Genomic DNA, 17,148 nt, shown 5'->3' with positions numbered 1-17,148 from the left:
ACGACTTTTGAGTGGCGCGAAGATTCGAGGAGGCTTCACTATCCTTTCAAAGCATCAAGGATGAACTGCGCCGGGATCTTGCCATTCTGAGCCTCGTGCGCGATGACGTCTCGTTGGGCGAAATTGCCTATGCGCTGGAATTCAGTTCACCAGCAGTTTTTCATCGAGCATTCCGCCATTGGACAGGCATGACACCTGGCGCTTACCGGGCTGCACAACAGTCGCTGCAATGACCGGCCTATCCTTGTGCAGCCATCGGCTTGAGGCTCCCGCCGCACCAACCGGGATGACCAGCTCTTCAACGATTCCTCCTCCTAGTTCAGCGTGCCTCCTAAACGCTGCGCAATCGCCCGAACAATGGAGATACCCAGAGCCGCGCCATCCTCGCGCTTCCGGCCTTGTCTCCGCGGTCAATGGTCGAGACAAATCGCCCCCCAGAGTCTGGGGCGGTCGGTTCAGGAGGCTCCTGAGAGCCAGTGAAATTTAAGCCGTTGAGGTTCCCCTTCAATAGCTCCACCATAACTCTTTTAGAGCCGCTAACGCCACTTCCCTTTGAGATCAGCCAGAAGCATTTATGCTTCTGGCCCTCATGGCAACACAACCCGTTAGCACAGAACTGTGGCGACAACTGCAGCCCCTAATCCCAGCCTTCACGCCTTCCGTCAAAGGTGGCGCACGCAAGCTCACCGTGAGCGATGAAGCAGCGCTCAATGGCATTCTGTTTTTGCTGCAAACAGGCATCCCATGGGAAGATTTGCCTCAGTCCTTGGGTTACGGCAGCGGTATGACCTGCTGGCGGCGCCTGCGTGACTGGAATGCCAATGGCGTCTGGCAGCGTTTGCACCAAGCCATGCTGGTGCGTCTGCGCGAGCATGACCAGATTGATTGGAGCCGAGCCAGCATAGATGGCTCCTCGGTGCCAAGCCCCCGGGGGGCCAGGAAACGGGCCCCAACCCGACGGACAGGGGCAAGCTTGGCAGCTAACGCCATCCCGTCACGGATGGCCAAGGCATCCCGATGATGTTCTGCGTCACCGGGGACAATCGTCACGACTCGGTGGTGTTCGACGAGTTGGTTGATGCCCTATCTGGGCTGACTTTCGGAGCGCATCACGTTGCTCGCTTGACTTGGCAAATGCGCGTCGCACCACTGCCGCTGTCGGGGGCCGTCGCTTGCGCGGTGGACACTGGCTTCGAGGGTGCGCATCGCAGCGCATCAAAGGTTGCTTGGAGCTCCTTTTTCAACGTCCTGAGCTGCGCCATGTGTGCGTCGATCTGCGCCATCTTTGCTTCGAGTTGCTGCTCGATCTCTCCGCGACCAAACGCGCCCTGCGCCATCTGCGGCAAGATGACTTTTATTTCTGCCAATGAGAATCCCAGCGCTTGCGCGCCCCGTACAAACCGCACCAGACCAACGTGGGGTTCGCCGTAAGAACGATAGCCGTTGGGCTGGCGTGGCGGCGCACTGATGAGCCCTTGTTTCTCGTAGTAGCGAACGGTGTCGGTGGAAACACCGGCCGCCTTGGCGTGCGGATTCAACCGGTCGTTGCAACACACTAACCACCGCATAGGCGGCAGGAGTGTTGCAAATGAAGCAGCGACCCAGAATCTACTATTCGGACAGCCAGAAGGCGCTGATGTGGGAGCGCTGGAAGCAAGGCTGGACTTTGCAGGAGATCGGCAAGCTCTTTGATCGCGCCCACTCTTCGATCCATCGAATCCTGGCCGAGACAGGTGGAATCCGTCCAGTCCAACGATCACGGGCCGCAACCGCATTGACGCTGGCCGAACGAGAAGAGATTTCGCGGTCAATGGTGACGGGCGCATCGATTCGCGCCATTGCCACTCGACTCGGACGAGCACCATCGACGATCAGTCGAGAGATCAAGCGCAATGGAGGCTGCAACAGCTACCGTGCCAACCAGGCAGATGAAGTAGCCTGGGATCGAGCGCGGCGCCCCAAGCGCTGCAAACTCGTTGCGAACCGCGCATTGGCCCGAGTCGTGGCCCGCAAGTTACGGATGCTGTGGTCGCCGGAGCAGATTGCTGGTTGGCTCAAGCTGACTTATCCTTGCGACGAGAGCCACCACGTGTCACACGAGACCATCTACCGCAGTCTATTCATTCAAGCGCGTGGTGCCTTGAAGAAGGAGCTGCTGGAACACCTCAGACGTACTCGCGGAATGCGCCGCTCACGGCACTACACGCAGAAGACGGCTATCCATGGCCAGATCGCCGATGCAGTCACGATCCGTGAGAGTCCGGCGTGCGTTGAAGACCGAGCTGTGCCTGGGCATTGGGAGGGCGATCTGGTCTTTGGCAGTGGCAACAGTCAGATCGCGACGCTGGTCGAGCGTCAAACGCGCTACGTGATGTTGGTGAAACTCAATGGCAAAGACACGCAGACGGTCGTCAACGCGATCATAAAGAATGCCCGCAAGCTGCCACAGGAGCTCTACCAATCTCTGACCTGGGACCGGGGCACCGAGATGCATGCGCACAAGCAATTCACCCTGGCTACGGACATCCAAGTTTACTTCTGCGACCCGCAAAGCCCATGGCAGCGGGGGAGCAATGAGAACACGAATGGGTTGCTCAGGCAGTACATGCCCAAGGGCATGAACCTATCAGGGCTGTCACAGCATCAACTCAACGCGACAGCGAGACAATTGAACGAGAGGCCGCGCAAGACGCTCGGCTTCCGTACACCCGCGGAGATGTTCAGCGAATGTGTTGCATTGACCGGTTGAATCCGCCACCATTGCTGTCGCTCGGATTTCGCCAGCATATGCCTGCCGCGCAGCGATTGCTGTTGCTCCTGGCTGCCTCGTGACCTATTCGTCACTGCTACATAGCGGTCATTCGAGCTCCAGGTCTGGTGGCGGCCCAACGACAGGATTCAAACCGGGTGCCGACATTGACCCTACGTGCAGAACGAAGTAAGCTGCTCAGCTTATGAATTAGCCTTGTCAACTCACTATGGAACTCCCACCTGAAGTTCGTTAAGGCGAATTTCGCTGCTTCACGTTCGAAGCTTGGTTAGTCAACCTTGATGCTTCCGGCCTTGATAACACTAGACCACTTCGCAGTCTCAGACTTTACGAAGGCAGCAAAGTCCTTCGAACTGGACCCAACACCTTGGACACCCAGTTCTGTAAAGCGGCTTGCTACCGCAGGGCTGGCAACAACGATGCGGGTTTCTTCCTCAAGGCGGGCCAAGATGGGCTTAGGCGTGTCAGCGGGTGCGAAGAGGCCGTTCCATTCGTTCACCTCGAATCCCTTGACGCCGCTCTCGGCAACGGTCGGAACCTGTGGAAAGCCGTCAAGTCGTTTTGACGAAGTAATGGCCAAAGGTTTGAGCTTGCCGCTCTTCACGAAAGTACCGCTCGCAGTGGTAGCGCTGAACATAAGGTCGACTTGACCGCCTATCAGGTCCGTCAGTGCCGGTGCACCACCCTTGTAAGGGATGTGTGTCATCGAAATCTTCTCATTTTGAGCGAACAGTTCTGCTGCCAGATGCTGCGCGCCACCGGTTCCAGCAGATGCGAATGTAATTTTTCCCGGCTTCTCCTTCGCCGCCTTCACAAAGCTAGCGACGCTGGTATATGGAGAATTGGCTGGCACTAGCATGAGGAGAGGGACCTGCATGATGAGCGAGACTGGCGCGAGATCTTTGGCAGGGTCGTAGCTAAGCTTTGGAAACAGGCTCGGATTGACCGTGTATGAAGTGGCATCCAAAAGAAGGGTGTAACCGTCAGCAGGCGCTTTTGCAACATAGGCAGCTCCAATCGTGCCACTTGCGCCAGGACGATTGTCGACAATGATTTGCTGCTTAAGTCTCTCCCCAAGATGCTGAGCCATGATGCGAGCTGTGTTGTCTGCTGCGCCCCCTGCCGGATACGGGACCACCAACTTGATAGGCTTGTCGGGCCATTGCGCATGCGCTGCGCTCATCCCAATCACCATGCTGGCTGTTGCCAAGACGGGCTTCATCCACTGTTTCATTTTTGTCTCCATAGAAAAGGGGACCGGTCGCGACAACAGGCATCCCCCATATCGTCTCAGCGGCCGAGCAAAAACTCGGCAGCAACTCAATTAACTACACAGTCGCGATGGGAGTGGCAGGGGAACCCACCGCTCCAGGCAGACGCAGAGGAGGCGCCGTCAACAGGAAACGGTAACGGCCATGCTGACGCAGCCATCTCGCGAGCGGAGTGAGATGCCACAACTCTCCGAGATGTATTCCGTTCTTGAAGAGGCAATGCTCATGCAGTGGCAGTCGTGGACCACGAATCGGCGTTGGTTGCATCAGTCGGGGTACGAGCAACTCAACGGCAGGGTTGTCAGCTAGCAAGCACGCAAGGCGTACATCAACTATCCAATTGAGCAGCTTGGAGTCGTTGCCATCCAAGCCGCTACCTGTCTCGTGGAGCTGCTTGAGGTCGGGGTGGCGATTCATTGCGAGCAACGTGTCTGCGAATCCCGTATGGATGCACACCATGTCTCCAGCTTCAATTTCCACTTGGTCGGATTCAAGGATGCGCATCAGCCGGTCATAGCCGACGGCCTCACGGCAACGCCCAATGTGATGCTCGAGGTCGATCATCACTCCGCGCCCCTGAACACCGTGCTCTGCCAGGTTCTCGATACCCAGTGCCTGCGCACGAGGCGATGGAAAGCGCATCCATTCGGTTGGAGCATTTTTGTCTTCCGCAGAAGAAAAGATGTCCACGCCAGCGCGAAATCCGTTGTAGAAAACAGCTTCGGGGTGACCATCGCCATCTGCGTCGAAGCGGCTTCCCATGTGCGCGAGGCTATCCCATTGCGTCGAGTACTGGGTATTCATGACAAGCACTTCGTCACAAACAACATCCGTTAGCGTCTCGTCCTCGTGCAGGTAAGACCAGCAAAACCCCTGTGCGCCAGCGCTCTTGCCGTCGCGAAGGGTCGAGAATGTCTTCGCAGGCATGCGGCGGGGATTCATCGTCATTCCACCAGGCACGTCCAAGGGCAACGACAAACAGAAGGTCTTTCCGAACCTGACTTCGGCGACTCCCTGGAGAACTTTATTGCTGTCAACCAGATTCATGCGCCCGCGCTGGTCATCTGCTCCGAATTCGCCCCAGTTGCTTCGGTCCGGGGCATGCTTCCATCGTTGCATGGAGTGTCCTTACGCTGCTTGAAACTGTCCCGCCAGAACAGCAAGTGCGTTCCTGGCGGCCGACTCGCCCATGTTGATGTAAGCATCCGACGTCACCGAACCCACATGAGGGCTCAGTACGAAACCCTTTTGGGATTGAAACGGATGACCTGGCGCCATGGGCTCCACGGCAAAACTATCGAGGCCTGCTGCACGGACCTGTCCACCACTGACCGCATCCAAGAGCGCCTGCTCGTCAATCAGACCGCCGCGTGCGGTGTTGACCACGATGACCCCTCGCTTGCACCGTTCGAGGGTCGTCGCATTCAGCATTCCTTCGTTGTCTTCGGTGAGCGGGCAATGCAACGAGATTGCGTCGGATATGCTGAGCAATTCTTCCAAGTCTACGAGCGTCACGTAGTCGGGTACATCCTTAGCATAAGGGTCGAAAGCGACGACGTTCATTCCGAAGCCTTCTGCCATCCGTGCGAAACGACGGCCGATGGCACCCAACCCCACTACGCCTACTGTGCGACCGGACAGTTCGACGCTCGAATGAGTGGCTTTCTCCCAATGTCCGGCATGCATCCGGGCATCAACGGCAGGAATAGACTTCGCACAGGCTAGCAGCAAAGCAAACGCGTGCTCCGCAACGGCATTCGCATTGGCACCAACTGCGGCGACAACTTCAATTCCCCGCTCCTTTGCAGCCAATTTGTCGATGTTGTCGGTTCCCGAGCCGTGTTTAGAGATAACCCGCAGGGCCGGAGCTGCGTCCATTGCAGCAGCCCCCACCTTGCCGTATCGCACGACCATGGCGACGGGATTGTGGCGTTTGCACAGAGCGACGATGTCGTCGGGTGTCGGTGTCTTGCCGGTGTAGACCAGGTCGTAGTCCTTGAGAAGCGCGACGGCACTGGGAGCAATTGCATCGGCCGTAATGACAATGGTACTCACAGGCTTTCCCCTTCCTTGAGCACGCCGGCTGCACGCAGCGCCGATGTCAACCACTTAGCGTTCGTGTCTCCGCCCTTGATAGCCTCAATGCGTGCCGCTTCGTCTTTGACCTTCTTTGCAGCAGCGGGAAGCAGCGCTTCAATTTTTTCGCGCTCGACAACCACAACCCCATCCGCGTCACCGATAACGAAGTCGCCAGGGTGAACCATGACGCCACCAACGGACACAGGACAACCAATGCGACCTGGAACCATCTTGGTTGGTCCATTCGGATTGGTTCCCACGGAGAAGACGGGGAAGTCCATCTCCTCAATCTCCAGGCTGTCGCGAGCAGCGCCATCAATGACCACACCTGCGATTCCGAGCTGTTTGCAGGCAGTCATCATGATGGTGCCCATCGAAGCGGACGTTTGGTCCCCCTTGCCATCTATGACAAGCACATCGCCGGGCTTCGCCATTGCCATGGCTGCGTGAATCATGAGGTTGTCGCCAGGGCGCACTTCCACTGTAAAGGCTGTTCCCGCCAGCTTCATGTTGGGGCGCAAGGCCTTGATGCGACCGTGCATTGCACCTCGCCGACCGGCTACATCAGCCAAGATGGCAGGCTGGAACTGTGATGCCTCCTGAACGATGTTCAAAGGCACGCGGTCGAAGTCGCGGATGATGTCAGGTACGTTATTCATTATTCAAATTCCAAGAAAAGTGAGAAGGCAGGCGTTCCCCCGCAAACGGCAGATGCGTAGCCATTACCGGAGGAAAAAGGGGGAGTCAGTTGGCCTTCGCGCCGGACTCTTTGACGACCTTGGCCCAGCGGCCTGTCTCGTCGCGTACCAAGCTAGCGAACTGCTCAGGGGTTCCACCCAGAACATCTGCGCCTTGCTCCGTGAGTCGTTTTCTTACGTCAGGGTTCTCGAGCGCCCTGTTGAATGCAGCGTTGAGTTTGCTCAATTTGTCCTTGGACACGCCAGCCGGCGCAGCGAGGCCGAACCAAGTCACTGCCTCAAATCCCTTGAAGCCTGATTCCGCGACGGTAGGAACGTTAGGCAGGTCGGCGGAACGCTTGGCAGACGTCACGGCAAGCGCTCGCATTTTTCCGTTCTTGATGTGGCCGCTGAGCGTCACAACCGACGAGATGTACATCTGAATCTGTCCACCAATCAGGTCCGTCGCGCCCTGTGCAGCTCCTTTGTAAGGAACGTGTGTCAACTTGACATTGGCAATGCGCTGGAGCTGCTCGGTCGCCAAATGAGCAACTGTTCCGCTTCCTGAGCTCGCGTAGTTAATACCTTCAGGATTCGCCTTGGCTGCATTCAACAAATCGGAAAGCGTCTTGTAGGGAGAGTTGCTTGCAACTGCAATGACCAAGGGAGCGCTTGCGACCAATCCGACAGGAGCAAGGTCTTTTTGAGGGTTGTAGGGCAACTTGGCGTAGAGCGAAGGGTTGATGGCCATGTTCGACGTCTGCCCCATAACCAGCGTATATCCGTCGGGTGCCGCCTTGGCAGCCGCATCCATCCCGATGTTTCCGCCTGAACCAGGCTTGTTATCGATGATGATGGTCCAGCCTTGCTGACTCGTGACGGTCGTCGCGACTTCCCGTGCAATCATGTCGGGACCACCACCGGCTGGAAATGGAACGATGATCTTGATTGAGCGTGCCGGGTACGTCTCGGCGGAAGAGATGGCAGGGGTGAGGCTAGCGAGCAGGCCGACGCCGATTACGGCGGCCCCAAAAGCGCGAACGCTGCGGAACGAATTCATCTTGATGTCTCCTAAAGATCGGATGCGTCAAAGTCGCACCTCTATAAGACTCAAGTATTCGCTTCACTCTCCTATTCGTCCAATCGAACTTTTTTTCAAACCGATAAATTTAACTTTGCCTATTGGGCGACTGGCAGTCTGGCGTGCTTGGCCAACAAGGCGATCAGTCGCTGAGCCGCAGGGGAAACATAACCGCTGTCTCGGTAAGTGACGACCATCCGACGGCGCATAGTTGCACCACGTACCTTTACTTCACGCAGCCCTGCACCAGAACTGCCCTCCTGGAGGTGCAATCGGGAGATGAAGCTCAGCAAGCCTGTTTCAGCGATCAGCGTGGGCAGCATCAGCAACATCGTGCTTTCTACCTGGACGATCGGGCGTGGCAGATGGTGTCGGTCGAACGTTTGGTCCAACCAATCGCGGATGGGTGCACCTTGCGGCTGCAATACCCATTTGTAGTCTGTGAGGTCACTCAGTGTTACCCGAGGCCTCGAGAACAACTCATGACTCGAAATCGCGGCCACAACAAGCTGGTCTTCAGCCAACAAACGCGAAGTGAGTCCCGGTTCGCTGGGGGCATCTGTGCCGACAAGAAGATCAATGTCTCCGCTACGCAGCAGCGGGGCAAGGACGTCGCCAAGTGCGACTGTTGTTTGTATCGTCACACCAGGTGCTTCTGCAAGCAAGTCCCGTGCTGCGGGCGGCAACAGAAACTGCGCCGCAGTAGGGACAATTCCGAGCTTGACGTGACCCGATACTCCCTGACCAATGTCTCCAATTTCGCGGTGAGCGCTCTCGATGTCGAACCGAGTCCGTTGAGCCCACTTCAATAGCGTATGCCCCGCTGTAGTCAACCGAATTCCTCGGCCGGCCTTTTCTAACAGCGTGGCCCCGCACGCATCCTCCAGACGTCGAACGCAACTCGTAAGAGCTGGTTGAGTCTTGTGCAAGCGCTCGGCAGCTCTGCCCATGTGCTCAAGTTCAGCAATGACTTCAAAGTACTTCAAATCCCGCAAGTCCACGTGAATCCCTTTAGTTCAATCTATGTCCAGTGGCATCGTCGTACGCAGACTCGCAATGCCGGTAACGACAAGAGGCGAACACTTGCCGCGACGCCCATTGAAAGTTTAGCGGCGTAGATAGTTGCCGGCGATATCACCTAACCAAGGCGGGCGTAGTGTTCGGAAAAGGACAGCGTTGATTCTTGGTCGTTGAGCGTCGGAGTTTCGGAGACCATGTTGCTCAACGGAATGGTTCTATTGGTCGACTCGAGTCTTTCGGAGCGCCACCGTTTGCTTCAGGAACAAAGCTTGCAGTCGTTTAAATGCGTCTGGCAACTCGGCAAACGGCGCACCGTTGCGCAATGCGCCAGGCTTGCGCTGCAATACGGCCAGGTAATGGCGCCAGTCATAGACCGTACGTCCAGAGCCTTGGTGATTGCGCTCAATGATGCGCGGGTGTTCGCAGACGAGCTGACCTTCGGCCACGACAACCAGGCGGTCGGCATAAACCTGCAAGCTCACGGGCCTGTTGGCATAAGAGGCCGGCACGCTGTAGCGATTGCGCTCGAAGTGAACTAGGCAGGTGGGAGAGACTCGTTTGGCATGCTCGACAAAGCCGTCAAACGGCCGAGGCATGGGCATCAAGGTTGAGCGTTCTTGCTCCCACACATCAGCAAGTGAGCCAGGCAATTGTAGGAGCCGGTGTAGCCCAACGCCTGCAAGTCCAGAAACATCTGCTTGATCGTGCGCCGCTGCTTGCGAGAGCGGTTGACTTCTGTACGCAGCCAGCCTGACAGCTTGCTGGCGAAGGGGTCGAGCTTGGTGGCGATGGTGCGCTGTGCAAGTTGAGGTTGCACAACGTCGGAGCGCAAATACTTGCGGATGGTATTGCGAGAAAGCCCAGTTCTGCGGGCGATCTCTCGGATGGACAGGTGCTCACGCAGAGCCCAGCGCCGGATGACACTCAAAGTGGCCACGTCAATCACTCCTGGTCTCCTGCTGCACAAGAAAGCAGCAGGCTAGGGTTAATGCGTGGGTCAGATTGAGATGGAAAAACCGGGGGCTAGTGGGTCACTTCTGGGTGGAAATCAACACACTCGTGGCTAATGGCCAAGTGGTTTGCCCGTTCTGCAAGCACGATTAAGCACCATGGCGGTTAATGGTGCAGCAACTGGGGAAGGTTTGCTACGGAGCCAGATACGAGCCTTCTGCAATCAAACCAAAAGGGATACAGGGAGCCTGAACACAACAGATACGAGGATAACGCTATTAACTCCGAATGTGACTGGTGCCACCAGCGAATTGACAATAATGGGTGGCCTCTACGACGACAGTGAATGGATGTGGGAGCTGCATTGCTAGATATGCAAGATAATCAGGGGCAGGCTCCTTGGCCAAGAAACCTTCCCCTTTGAAGGTCTGCTGCTGATCAGACTTGTCACTTCTTTGCCGATGGTTGAGTGGCTGCTGTCAGCCTATAGCTAACTTTTGACTCCAAGGTCGGCTTTGCGGCGATTGCTACCCGTCGACTCTGCAACATAAACGACTGCTCTTTACCGAGCAGCAGCCATTCATTTAAAGCGACGAAGCAATTACGTGAAGTCGGAAACAATCTAGAAAAAACTGGCACGATTCATTTGTGCAACCCAAAAAAGCAGCTCCATCCTTTTCGTGCCTGGGCAATCGCTACAGACGCATCCCGAACCTCGCTAGTAGCCCAAAACATGACTCACTCATTTTGAGGGAATCCCTCCTGATTGAGCCCTATCGCCAACTCCTTTAGCCGACGCCACGCTTCGCTGATCTCGGCATCCTCGACCCGATTCAGATGCACCTGACTCCCATGCAGCGAGCGCACGAATAGGTTTTCCCGTTTCGCCTGGCGTGTGGCCACTTCCAACGCGGACCACGCCGGCAGACACAGTGCTTCCCGCCGCGGCAAACTAGCTGCCATCGAAAGTCCCTTCGGATCGAAGTCGAAGAATGCCAGCGTAGGTCGCGCATCTTCTGCAATCAGCCGAGCTGCCGCTGCCGTACTGAAGAGCCCCGGCTTTCCCCGGAAAAGGGCAAGCGTTGACCGGCCGTTGATGAAGCGCGCAAGCCATGGATACCCGTGCTGCAGCAACAACATTGGCTCGAGGTTCTCGCAAACCAGCAATACCTCATAGTTCAGCGCCAGCGCATCGCGCCATGGCATTCCCATGAAAGTGCCGACTGGAACCGTGAACCCCGCAACACCGAGTGGAACAACGGCAACGATCTCATGCAGCACAGGCAGCGCGCCCAGCTTCTCCGACCCACCCGCAGGCGCTTGACTACGAGCAAAGGGCTCCCTCATCGCCTCCAGCGCATAGCCGCGGTTGTGAAGCATGTCCGCCGCGCGCGTATATTCGAATGCACCATAGAACACGCGAGCACCGCGCAAGGCCCCCAGCCCATGCTCCTTGAGCATCCGTGCTGCGATCCCGTCGTTGCGCAATGCCTGTGGCTGCTCGGCCGCTAGGCGGCGCAAGAATGCGACTTCATGCGGAGTCACAATGCCCCCTTCTCAAACCGAGCTTGGGTGTAGGCAAACGCATCATGAAACCTATGCGAGAAATGCTCGCCCTGCCTGGGCGGCTCCAGGGCCAGATTGACTTGGTAGCCCCCACTGCTACGCAAAGCCATCACAGCAAATACCAACCATACACCCGGCTCCATCGTGCGCGCATCCTCGTCCTGAGCCTGCCATTCGACGAGAGAGATTCCTCTATCCGCCTTGTCAACGTCCAATATCAACCTGTTAAGCGCACGTGTTGCCGGTAGCTCCACCCGGGCTTTCTTCTCAGGCACCACATACTTGTAGCGTTTCGGAGGCTCCGATGGAGCAGCCGCTGGCTTTCTGGGCGGCAGAGCCTGCACCAACAACTGCATTTCATCGACCATGGATCGGTCCGAATCCAACGGCTCAACATGAGCGTGCAAGCCGGGTAAACGAGTAGCGAGCAGAAAAACCGGTACGTCATCGGCTAGCTCCGCATCGATGCCGCGCCAAGCCGGCTGCTGACGCAAAAGCATGTCCATGCGCGCGAGTTGCTTGTGGTTCTGTTCGATCTGACGGGTGCGGAAGATCTCATGGCGGATCAGTGTCTGTATCTCTGAGACACCTTGCTGCCAGGGCAACATGCGCGAGATCAAATGCTGCCGCAAGAACTGCGCAAGCTCCTCTGCACCCCGCTGCGCAGACTCTCGCTCGATGCGCCGTGCAGCCTTAGCAAGACGAGCCATGTCTGCAGCGAGCACTGACGTCTGTTGCTGATAGAACCTGTTCTGGCTCTTCTTCAGTGCCAGCGACTTCACATTGCCGTACCGGGTGCTCACGCGCGTCTGAAGCAGCAGCAGATTACGCTCCATGCTGTCGGCAATATCAAACACGCCGCTGCGCAACGACGCCTCCAAACTATCCAACGCATCCAGGTCGAGCGCATTGAACGCAATCATCTGGTCCATCTCGGACCACAGAGAAAGCATCGTCGTGATGCGTGAACCGATTTCCGCGAGGTTCTGAAACGCGGGGTAGAACTGCAGATGGTCTTGCAGGTACTCGCGCAGCCGCGGATGCAGGCGATAGCCATCGGTGCCAGCTGCACGTAGCGCACTCACCTGGCGCAGACCCATAATGGCTGCTGACGACGGTCCACTTTGCTGGGTCACCACTTCCGTCAACGCGTACTCGACGGTCTCAGCATGCCTGGACAGCGTTTGCAGAACGTCCTTGATCGGCGAGTTTCGGCTACTCATCGCGTCTCGTCACCTTCAGACGTATCAGGATACGCATTGGCTCCATCTTCAATGCTAGTCTGTCGCGCTTGTGCATCGACTTGATCGGACGCATCATCCTCCGACAACTGTGGCGTGTTGGCAGCAATGAACGCAATGAGCTGGTACAGGTAGTCCACTTTACCGGTGAGTTGGTAGCCTCTGTTGGTCGGATTGGACTCCACCAGATAGCCTTCGGAACGCAGGTTCTCCAGCATGCGGCGCACCCGGTCGTTCACGGAGTCGGTCGGACGCAAGCCGTTTATGTCACGCATTTCCATGATGCGCTGCTCAAGCAAGGACGAATTGCGCACGGCTTCGCTGATCTCCGACTCCCAAACCATGTCACCCGCATGCACGCGAGGGTCACGCCCCTGAGCCTGACGCAGCGCCTCCAAGAAGCCGACGACAGGTTCCAGACGGTTTCGGACCGCTCGCAATTCTTCCCTGAAACGCATCCGCATCTCATTGGTCACGATCGCGTGGGCCATAAAGAAGGCGCCCTCTTCATGCAACCGTGCCAAACGGTAGCCAATGGCACCAAGCCATTCATCCGCGTGGCGGCGGCCATCGGGAGCTTCCAGCGCTTCGAACTCTTCCGGAAATTGCACCGGGCAGACAAATTGGCCTTCGGCCAAGCGCTTCAGCGCTGATTCAAGCGCCGACATAGATCAGCCCTTCCTGCGCTGTGGCGTCGCTCTGCGATCCGGTATGTGTCTCCGGCGGCCGAAGCTCCGTGGTTTCAATAGCGCCAGACTCCTCGAAGATGCAAAGACGGCTGAAGAAGCGCGACTGCGCCGGATCCGCGCTCGGAGACGCGCTGATGACGTCAATCTTGTGTGCATCCAGCGTGTGCAGGAATTCGCGCAGATTGGCTGGGTCAAATCGGCCCACCTCATCCGTCACCCAAGCAAGACGCACGCTCGAGTCCTTCTTTCGAATCATTTCAACGAACCCCATGAGAAACATTGCTGTGATGAGTGCGGTATTGCCGGTAGAAGAAATCGCCTTGAACTCCTCGTCACTGCTAATCAGCTTAGAGGTATTCCCCTCCATGAGCGAACACTCCAGGCGCACCTGCTCATTGAGGTTCACGCGCAGCGCCCCATCTGAAGGGATGATGTCGCGGAACTTGCGGATGAGGATGGCCTCCTCCTCGGTTGGCAATTCGCGCCGGCGTATGACAAAGGCCCCATAGGTCGAAGTCTTGCTGTCCAACACGTTCTGCATCTGCCGCAGGGTGCTCACCGCACCAATCTGCCCCACCGACGAAATGACCTGGACTGATAGATTACGGAAGCGCCGGAATCCCTTGACCGTACCGAGTGCGGCCTGCAGTTCCTTATTGAACGAGTCCACGCGCTTTTCGAAGACATCGAGATCCTGCACGAAGTTGCCCGCGACGGCGAGGAAACCGTCCATCTCCTGATGCATCTGCGTGATGTAGGAAACCCTAGCCTCTTCCTCTGGCAAGAACCAGTCACAGAGCACGCGCGCGCGGAGGCTGCGGTACTCGTGATCCAGCATAGTGGCGGCGTCCGGTAGTTCACGTTCGCGCTGCTCAACCCAGTGTGCGACCGGACTGTCGTGCTCGGCCATCACATCGCGCAGCCGGCGAGCCTGACTGGTGAGTTGCTCGGCTTCGTCGTTGATTTCCTTACGGCACTGGTGCACGCCCTTCTGCAGGTCGGGCACGCTCCATTCAACATCTTCGCTCGCAGACGCTCCAAACGCCACAAAATCCTTCAGCGAGCTGGCCAAGAGGTCTGCCAGTACCGACGCTTCCCTGTTGATCCTTTCTCGCTGATCGTCAAACAAGCGTTTCGCTTGCGTCATTTCTTCGCTCAGCGTGCCTTCGAGGTCTTTCACGTGGGCTAGACCCTTCTGTGCCTGTTGCAAGTCGGTCTTGGCGGTTTCGGCCATCGCCTTGAGGAATTCCATCTTCGGCGATGTCCCGCGCTCAAACAGGCGCCATTGCGCAACCTCGTGTCGGTTCTCAGCGATGGAGCGCAACCAGGCATCGAACTCGCTGAGCTCGCGCCGGACACTCTGGATGCGATGCGGGTCGACGCCGAGCCCTTTGAGCTCGCGCGCGACATCCTCCTCCAACTGCTGCAAGTCTTTTTCCTTGCGTCCGAGAACAGCCGCATGCTCCTCGGCGAATCGGGTCTCAGCCATTCTATTCTCAGCGTCTAGCCTGCTGTGCAGAGCCCGAAAACTCTCCCGAATGCCGCATTGTTGAGCCTGGTAGGCCTCAACGATCTGACGAGCTTCGTTTTCGAGCGCCTCATTCGTCTGGGCCAGCTTCACACGCTCGGTCTCGGCATTGTCTTTGCATTGCTGCTTTTCCTGAGCGACAGCGTTGCGGAGCCGCTCTACGGCCTTGTTCGCCGCGGCCAGTGCCGTTCGCTTAAGCCCCTCGGCTGCAGTCTTGGTTGCCAACTCTTCCTTGATAGCATTGAGAACTTTGGCGGAGGCTTTAGACTGACCTTCCGCCTGCTCAAAGCGGGATTTCTCCTGCACGCATTGCGACTGCGCTTTGGCTATCGCATGGCGCAGCTGGGCCATGTCTACCCAATCGGGTTCTGCGACGTTGCACACATCCAGCATGAGGGAGCCAAGCACCACTCCCTGCGCATCGCCGACATGCTCGGCGTTCTCCGTCGGATGAAGATCTGTGCGCACCAGCAGTTGGGGATCAAGCACCCGTGCCGCTTGGCTCCAGCTCTTGGAATCGGTCTTGCGCAGGTATTCGAGAAGGGAGCCCGCGGCAGGTTCCAGCTGCGCCTGCAGGCGATTGAGCTCTTGCTCAGCTCGCTCCATGAAGGACTTGGCCGCAGCCTGGTCTTGCAAAGCGTTGCTCAGACTGGCCAGGGCGTCACGTTCAGCCTTTTCTGCGTCCAGCTTGTGCTTGCTTGACTCTTCGTGCTGCGAACGGAGGCGCTTTTCATCCTGTGTAGCATCTTCCAAACGCTGCGCGGATTCTGCCGTAGGCGTCGGATTAGAAAGGATGCCCTTGAGCTCGCCCAGGCGAGATAGATTAGCATCACGCTCTTTTGCGATGTCTGCGGGTCGCGTGGGCGCAGACAAGGCCTCCATTGCAGCATCTTCTTCTTGGCGCAGTGCCGTGATCTGCTCTGCTTGTTCTCGCGCAGTGGCGGCAGCCCGTTCGCTGATTTCCTGCTGCTGGCGCGAAGCGTCTTGCTCAATTTCACTCCTCCGCTCGGACGCCTTCTTCTGCAAGGCGCCCGCTGCACCTGTCAGGCGCTCCAGTTCCTTCTCCGAATTCGCCTTGCCAATCTTGTAAACATGTTCCTTGTCCTGCTGCTCGGATAAGTGCTTAGCGTTGATCTTGGCGAAGTAAGCCGCCTGGTCCGTTGCCTTGCTGAACGCTTGGCTAGCAGCATCGCTTTCAGTGCGTGTTTTCAAGAGCCTCGCCTCCCAGCTCACAAGCTGCTCTCGAATGCTCGCGGCCCGGCCGTCAAAGGCCAAGCGGGCCGCCTCTTCATGCTCGGCCAATGCGGTTTTCTCTCGTTCGATCTGCACCGATGCAGCCTTGGCAGCTACGTGCAGAGAGCACATTTGATGATGCGAAGTTCGAATGCGGTCGATGCGCTGGCTCAAGGCCTTCGCTTGCGGCTCTTGGGTCATAACGCGCGCGAGGTGGTCGCGGTCTTCGATCCACTTGACGACGTCCTTTCGGCTCTTGCGCAACTCCCGGGTACTGATGTTCGGGCGGTCTGTGGCCCCCATGTCAGCCACGCGGTCGATGACGATGTTTTGTAGGTCTCGAAACGAGATCTTTTCGTTGGCCATGGCCGCTGCAATCTGGTCCAAGTGCGTAAGCGCATGGGCACCTAGAGAATGGCGGGCTGCCAGCTCTCGCATGCGCACGCCCTCTTTGGTATGCAAGCGTTCATTGAGAATGACGCTGCGGTACAGATGTAAGGGAAGCTTTGGGCTGAGCCGCGCGCCCAGGCTTTCGGCACGAGCAGGGAATTCTTCACGTGAGACGAAATAGCCATCCTCATCGTAGAAGAGCTCTTCCCGAAAACCACCGTTCTCGATGATGCGGAATTGGGGACGATCTTCTCCGGGCTCACAGTACATGACGACGCATCGCAAGTCGTTTTTCGATTCACGCTCGTATTCGTATGCGACGGCACTGCTCGCGTCAGGCAGTGTGTAAGCAATCATGGCGCTCTTGCCGCTGCCACGCAGGATTTGCTGAGGAGTTGCGCCGTAGAAGAGCGGCAACAGGCGCAAGAAGGTCGTCTTGCCGACGCCGTTGAGACCTACCGCCAGCACGCTGCCGCGAGGGTCGAGTTCAGACACGATCCCGGACGGCAGACCAGTTGTCGAGTTACGAATATTGATCGCTACGATACGCCGTAATTGATATGGCATGAATCCCCCTACTCCGTTAGCCCCATGCAGCAAGGTGGACTATGCCCTGGAACATTGCCAAGCCTCCCTGGAAAGTTTTGTTACT

Annotated in this window: 13 protein-coding genes and 2 pseudogenes; 3 read left to right on the top strand and 12 right to left on the bottom strand. The window is 57.4% G+C overall.

The features are described 5' to 3' along the window. Positions 1-11 precede the first annotated feature (11 nt). Positions 12-233, top strand: a complete 222-nt coding sequence (locus MPZ60_RS10350) for a helix-turn-helix domain-containing protein (protein WP_080746195.1) — start codon at positions 12-14, stop codon at positions 231-233. Positions 234-589: 356 nt separating this feature from the next. Beyond that, positions 590-1,086: pseudogene (locus tag MPZ60_RS10345) on the top strand (IS5 family transposase); the annotation flags it as partial. Positions 1,087-1,109: 23 nt separating this feature from the next. On the opposite strand, the gene MPZ60_RS10340 reads toward MPZ60_RS10345, so the two are convergent. Next, positions 1,110-1,538 carry a MerR family transcriptional regulator gene (locus tag MPZ60_RS10340; protein WP_165571729.1) on the bottom strand — a complete coding sequence of 143 codons (429 nt, stop codon included), beginning with the start codon at positions 1,536-1,538 and terminating at the stop codon, positions 1,110-1,112. Positions 1,539-1,588: 50 nt separating this feature from the next. Between MPZ60_RS10340 and MPZ60_RS10335 the strand changes: the two genes are divergently transcribed. Continuing rightward, positions 1,589-2,749 carry an IS30 family transposase gene (locus MPZ60_RS10335; RefSeq protein WP_034359557.1) on the top strand — a complete coding sequence of 387 codons (1,161 nt, stop codon included), beginning with the start codon at positions 1,589-1,591 and terminating at the stop codon, positions 2,747-2,749. Positions 2,750-3,038: 289 nt separating this feature from the next. Here MPZ60_RS10335 and MPZ60_RS10330 read toward each other — a convergent pair whose 3' ends face one another. The 11 genes and pseudogenes from MPZ60_RS10330 to MPZ60_RS10280 all read right to left on the bottom strand — a co-directional run bounded on the left by MPZ60_RS10330 (position 3,039) and on the right by MPZ60_RS10280 (position 17,063). After that, the gene (locus MPZ60_RS10330) at positions 3,039-4,004 is read right to left on the bottom strand and encodes a tripartite tricarboxylate transporter substrate binding protein (protein WP_034359555.1); all 966 of its coding nucleotides are present in this window, start codon (positions 4,002-4,004) and stop codon (positions 3,039-3,041) included. A 94-nt stretch (positions 4,005-4,098) separates the two neighbouring features. Beyond that, a complete protein-coding gene (locus MPZ60_RS10325; protein WP_034359552.1) occupies positions 4,099-5,160 on the bottom strand; it encodes a cyclase family protein in 1,062 nt (353 codons plus the stop codon). A gap of 9 nt (positions 5,161-5,169) precedes the next feature. Next, positions 5,170-6,096 carry a hydroxyacid dehydrogenase gene (locus MPZ60_RS10320; protein ID WP_034359550.1) on the bottom strand — a complete coding sequence of 309 codons (927 nt, stop codon included), beginning with the start codon at positions 6,094-6,096 and terminating at the stop codon, positions 5,170-5,172. Further along, entirely contained in the window at positions 6,093-6,779 is a 687-nt protein-coding gene (locus MPZ60_RS10315; protein WP_242881749.1) for an RraA family protein, read from the bottom strand. The genes MPZ60_RS10320 and MPZ60_RS10315 overlap by 4 nt, the downstream gene beginning before the upstream one ends. A gap of 85 nt (positions 6,780-6,864) precedes the next feature. Beyond that, the gene (locus MPZ60_RS10310; protein WP_034359544.1) at positions 6,865-7,857 is read right to left on the bottom strand and encodes a tripartite tricarboxylate transporter substrate binding protein; all 993 of its coding nucleotides are present in this window, start codon (positions 7,855-7,857) and stop codon (positions 6,865-6,867) included. Between the two features lie 119 nt (positions 7,858-7,976). Then, positions 7,977-8,864 (bottom strand): LysR family transcriptional regulator, encoded by an 888-nt coding sequence (locus MPZ60_RS10305; protein ID WP_238585768.1) that lies wholly within the window; start codon positions 8,862-8,864, stop codon positions 7,977-7,979. 285 nt (positions 8,865-9,149) lie between these two features. Beyond that, positions 9,150-9,835 (bottom strand): annotated as a pseudogene (locus MPZ60_RS10300) (hypothetical protein); the annotation flags it as partial. A gap of 752 nt (positions 9,836-10,587) precedes the next feature. Continuing rightward, positions 10,588-11,370: a hypothetical protein gene (locus MPZ60_RS10295; RefSeq protein WP_242607108.1), complete on the bottom strand. Its 783-nt coding sequence runs from the start codon at positions 11,368-11,370 to the stop codon at positions 10,588-10,590. Between the two features lie 20 nt (positions 11,371-11,390). Then, entirely contained in the window at positions 11,391-12,638 is a 1,248-nt protein-coding gene (locus tag MPZ60_RS10290; RefSeq protein WP_034359710.1) for a hypothetical protein, read from the bottom strand. Continuing rightward, positions 12,635-13,324 (bottom strand): hypothetical protein, encoded by a 690-nt coding sequence (locus tag MPZ60_RS10285; RefSeq protein WP_052057706.1) that lies wholly within the window; start codon positions 13,322-13,324, stop codon positions 12,635-12,637. Before MPZ60_RS10285 ends, MPZ60_RS10290 begins: the two co-directional genes overlap by 4 nt. Further along, positions 13,311-17,063 carry an ATP-binding protein gene (locus MPZ60_RS10280; RefSeq protein ID WP_034359709.1) on the bottom strand — a complete coding sequence of 1,251 codons (3,753 nt, stop codon included), beginning with the start codon at positions 17,061-17,063 and terminating at the stop codon, positions 13,311-13,313. The genes MPZ60_RS10285 and MPZ60_RS10280 overlap by 14 nt, the downstream gene beginning before the upstream one ends. Between the last annotated feature and the right edge of the window lie 85 nt (positions 17,064-17,148).

This window comes from Comamonas sp. 7D-2 (assembly GCF_022749555.1).
GTDB lineage: Bacteria > Pseudomonadota > Gammaproteobacteria > Burkholderiales > Burkholderiaceae_C > Comamonas > Comamonas thiooxydans.
This window is presented reverse-complemented; position numbering and strand designations above follow the sequence as displayed.

Excerpts from the sequence above, each read along its gene's own strand:
- MPZ60_RS10280 (WP_034359709.1), bottom strand. The coding sequence starts at position 17,063 with ATGCCATATCAATTACGGCGTATCGTAGCGATCAATATTCGTAACTCG.
- MPZ60_RS10315 (WP_242881749.1), bottom strand. The coding sequence starts at position 6,779 with ATGAATAACGTACCTGACATCATCCGCGACTTCGACCGCGTGCCTTTG.
- MPZ60_RS10285 (WP_052057706.1), bottom strand. The coding sequence starts at position 13,324 with ATGTCGGCGCTTGAATCAGCGCTGAAGCGCTTGGCCGAAGGCCAATTT.
- MPZ60_RS10310 (WP_034359544.1), bottom strand. The coding sequence starts at position 7,857 with ATGAATTCGTTCCGCAGCGTTCGCGCTTTTGGGGCCGCCGTAATCGGC.
- MPZ60_RS10335 (WP_034359557.1), top strand. The coding sequence starts at position 1,589 with ATGAAGCAGCGACCCAGAATCTACTATTCGGACAGCCAGAAGGCGCTG.
- MPZ60_RS10325 (WP_034359552.1), bottom strand. The coding sequence starts at position 5,160 with ATGCAACGATGGAAGCATGCCCCGGACCGAAGCAACTGGGGCGAATTC.
- MPZ60_RS10330 (WP_034359555.1), bottom strand. The coding sequence starts at position 4,004 with ATGAAACAGTGGATGAAGCCCGTCTTGGCAACAGCCAGCATGGTGATT.
- MPZ60_RS10290 (WP_034359710.1), bottom strand. The coding sequence starts at position 12,638 with ATGAGTAGCCGAAACTCGCCGATCAAGGACGTTCTGCAAACGCTGTCC.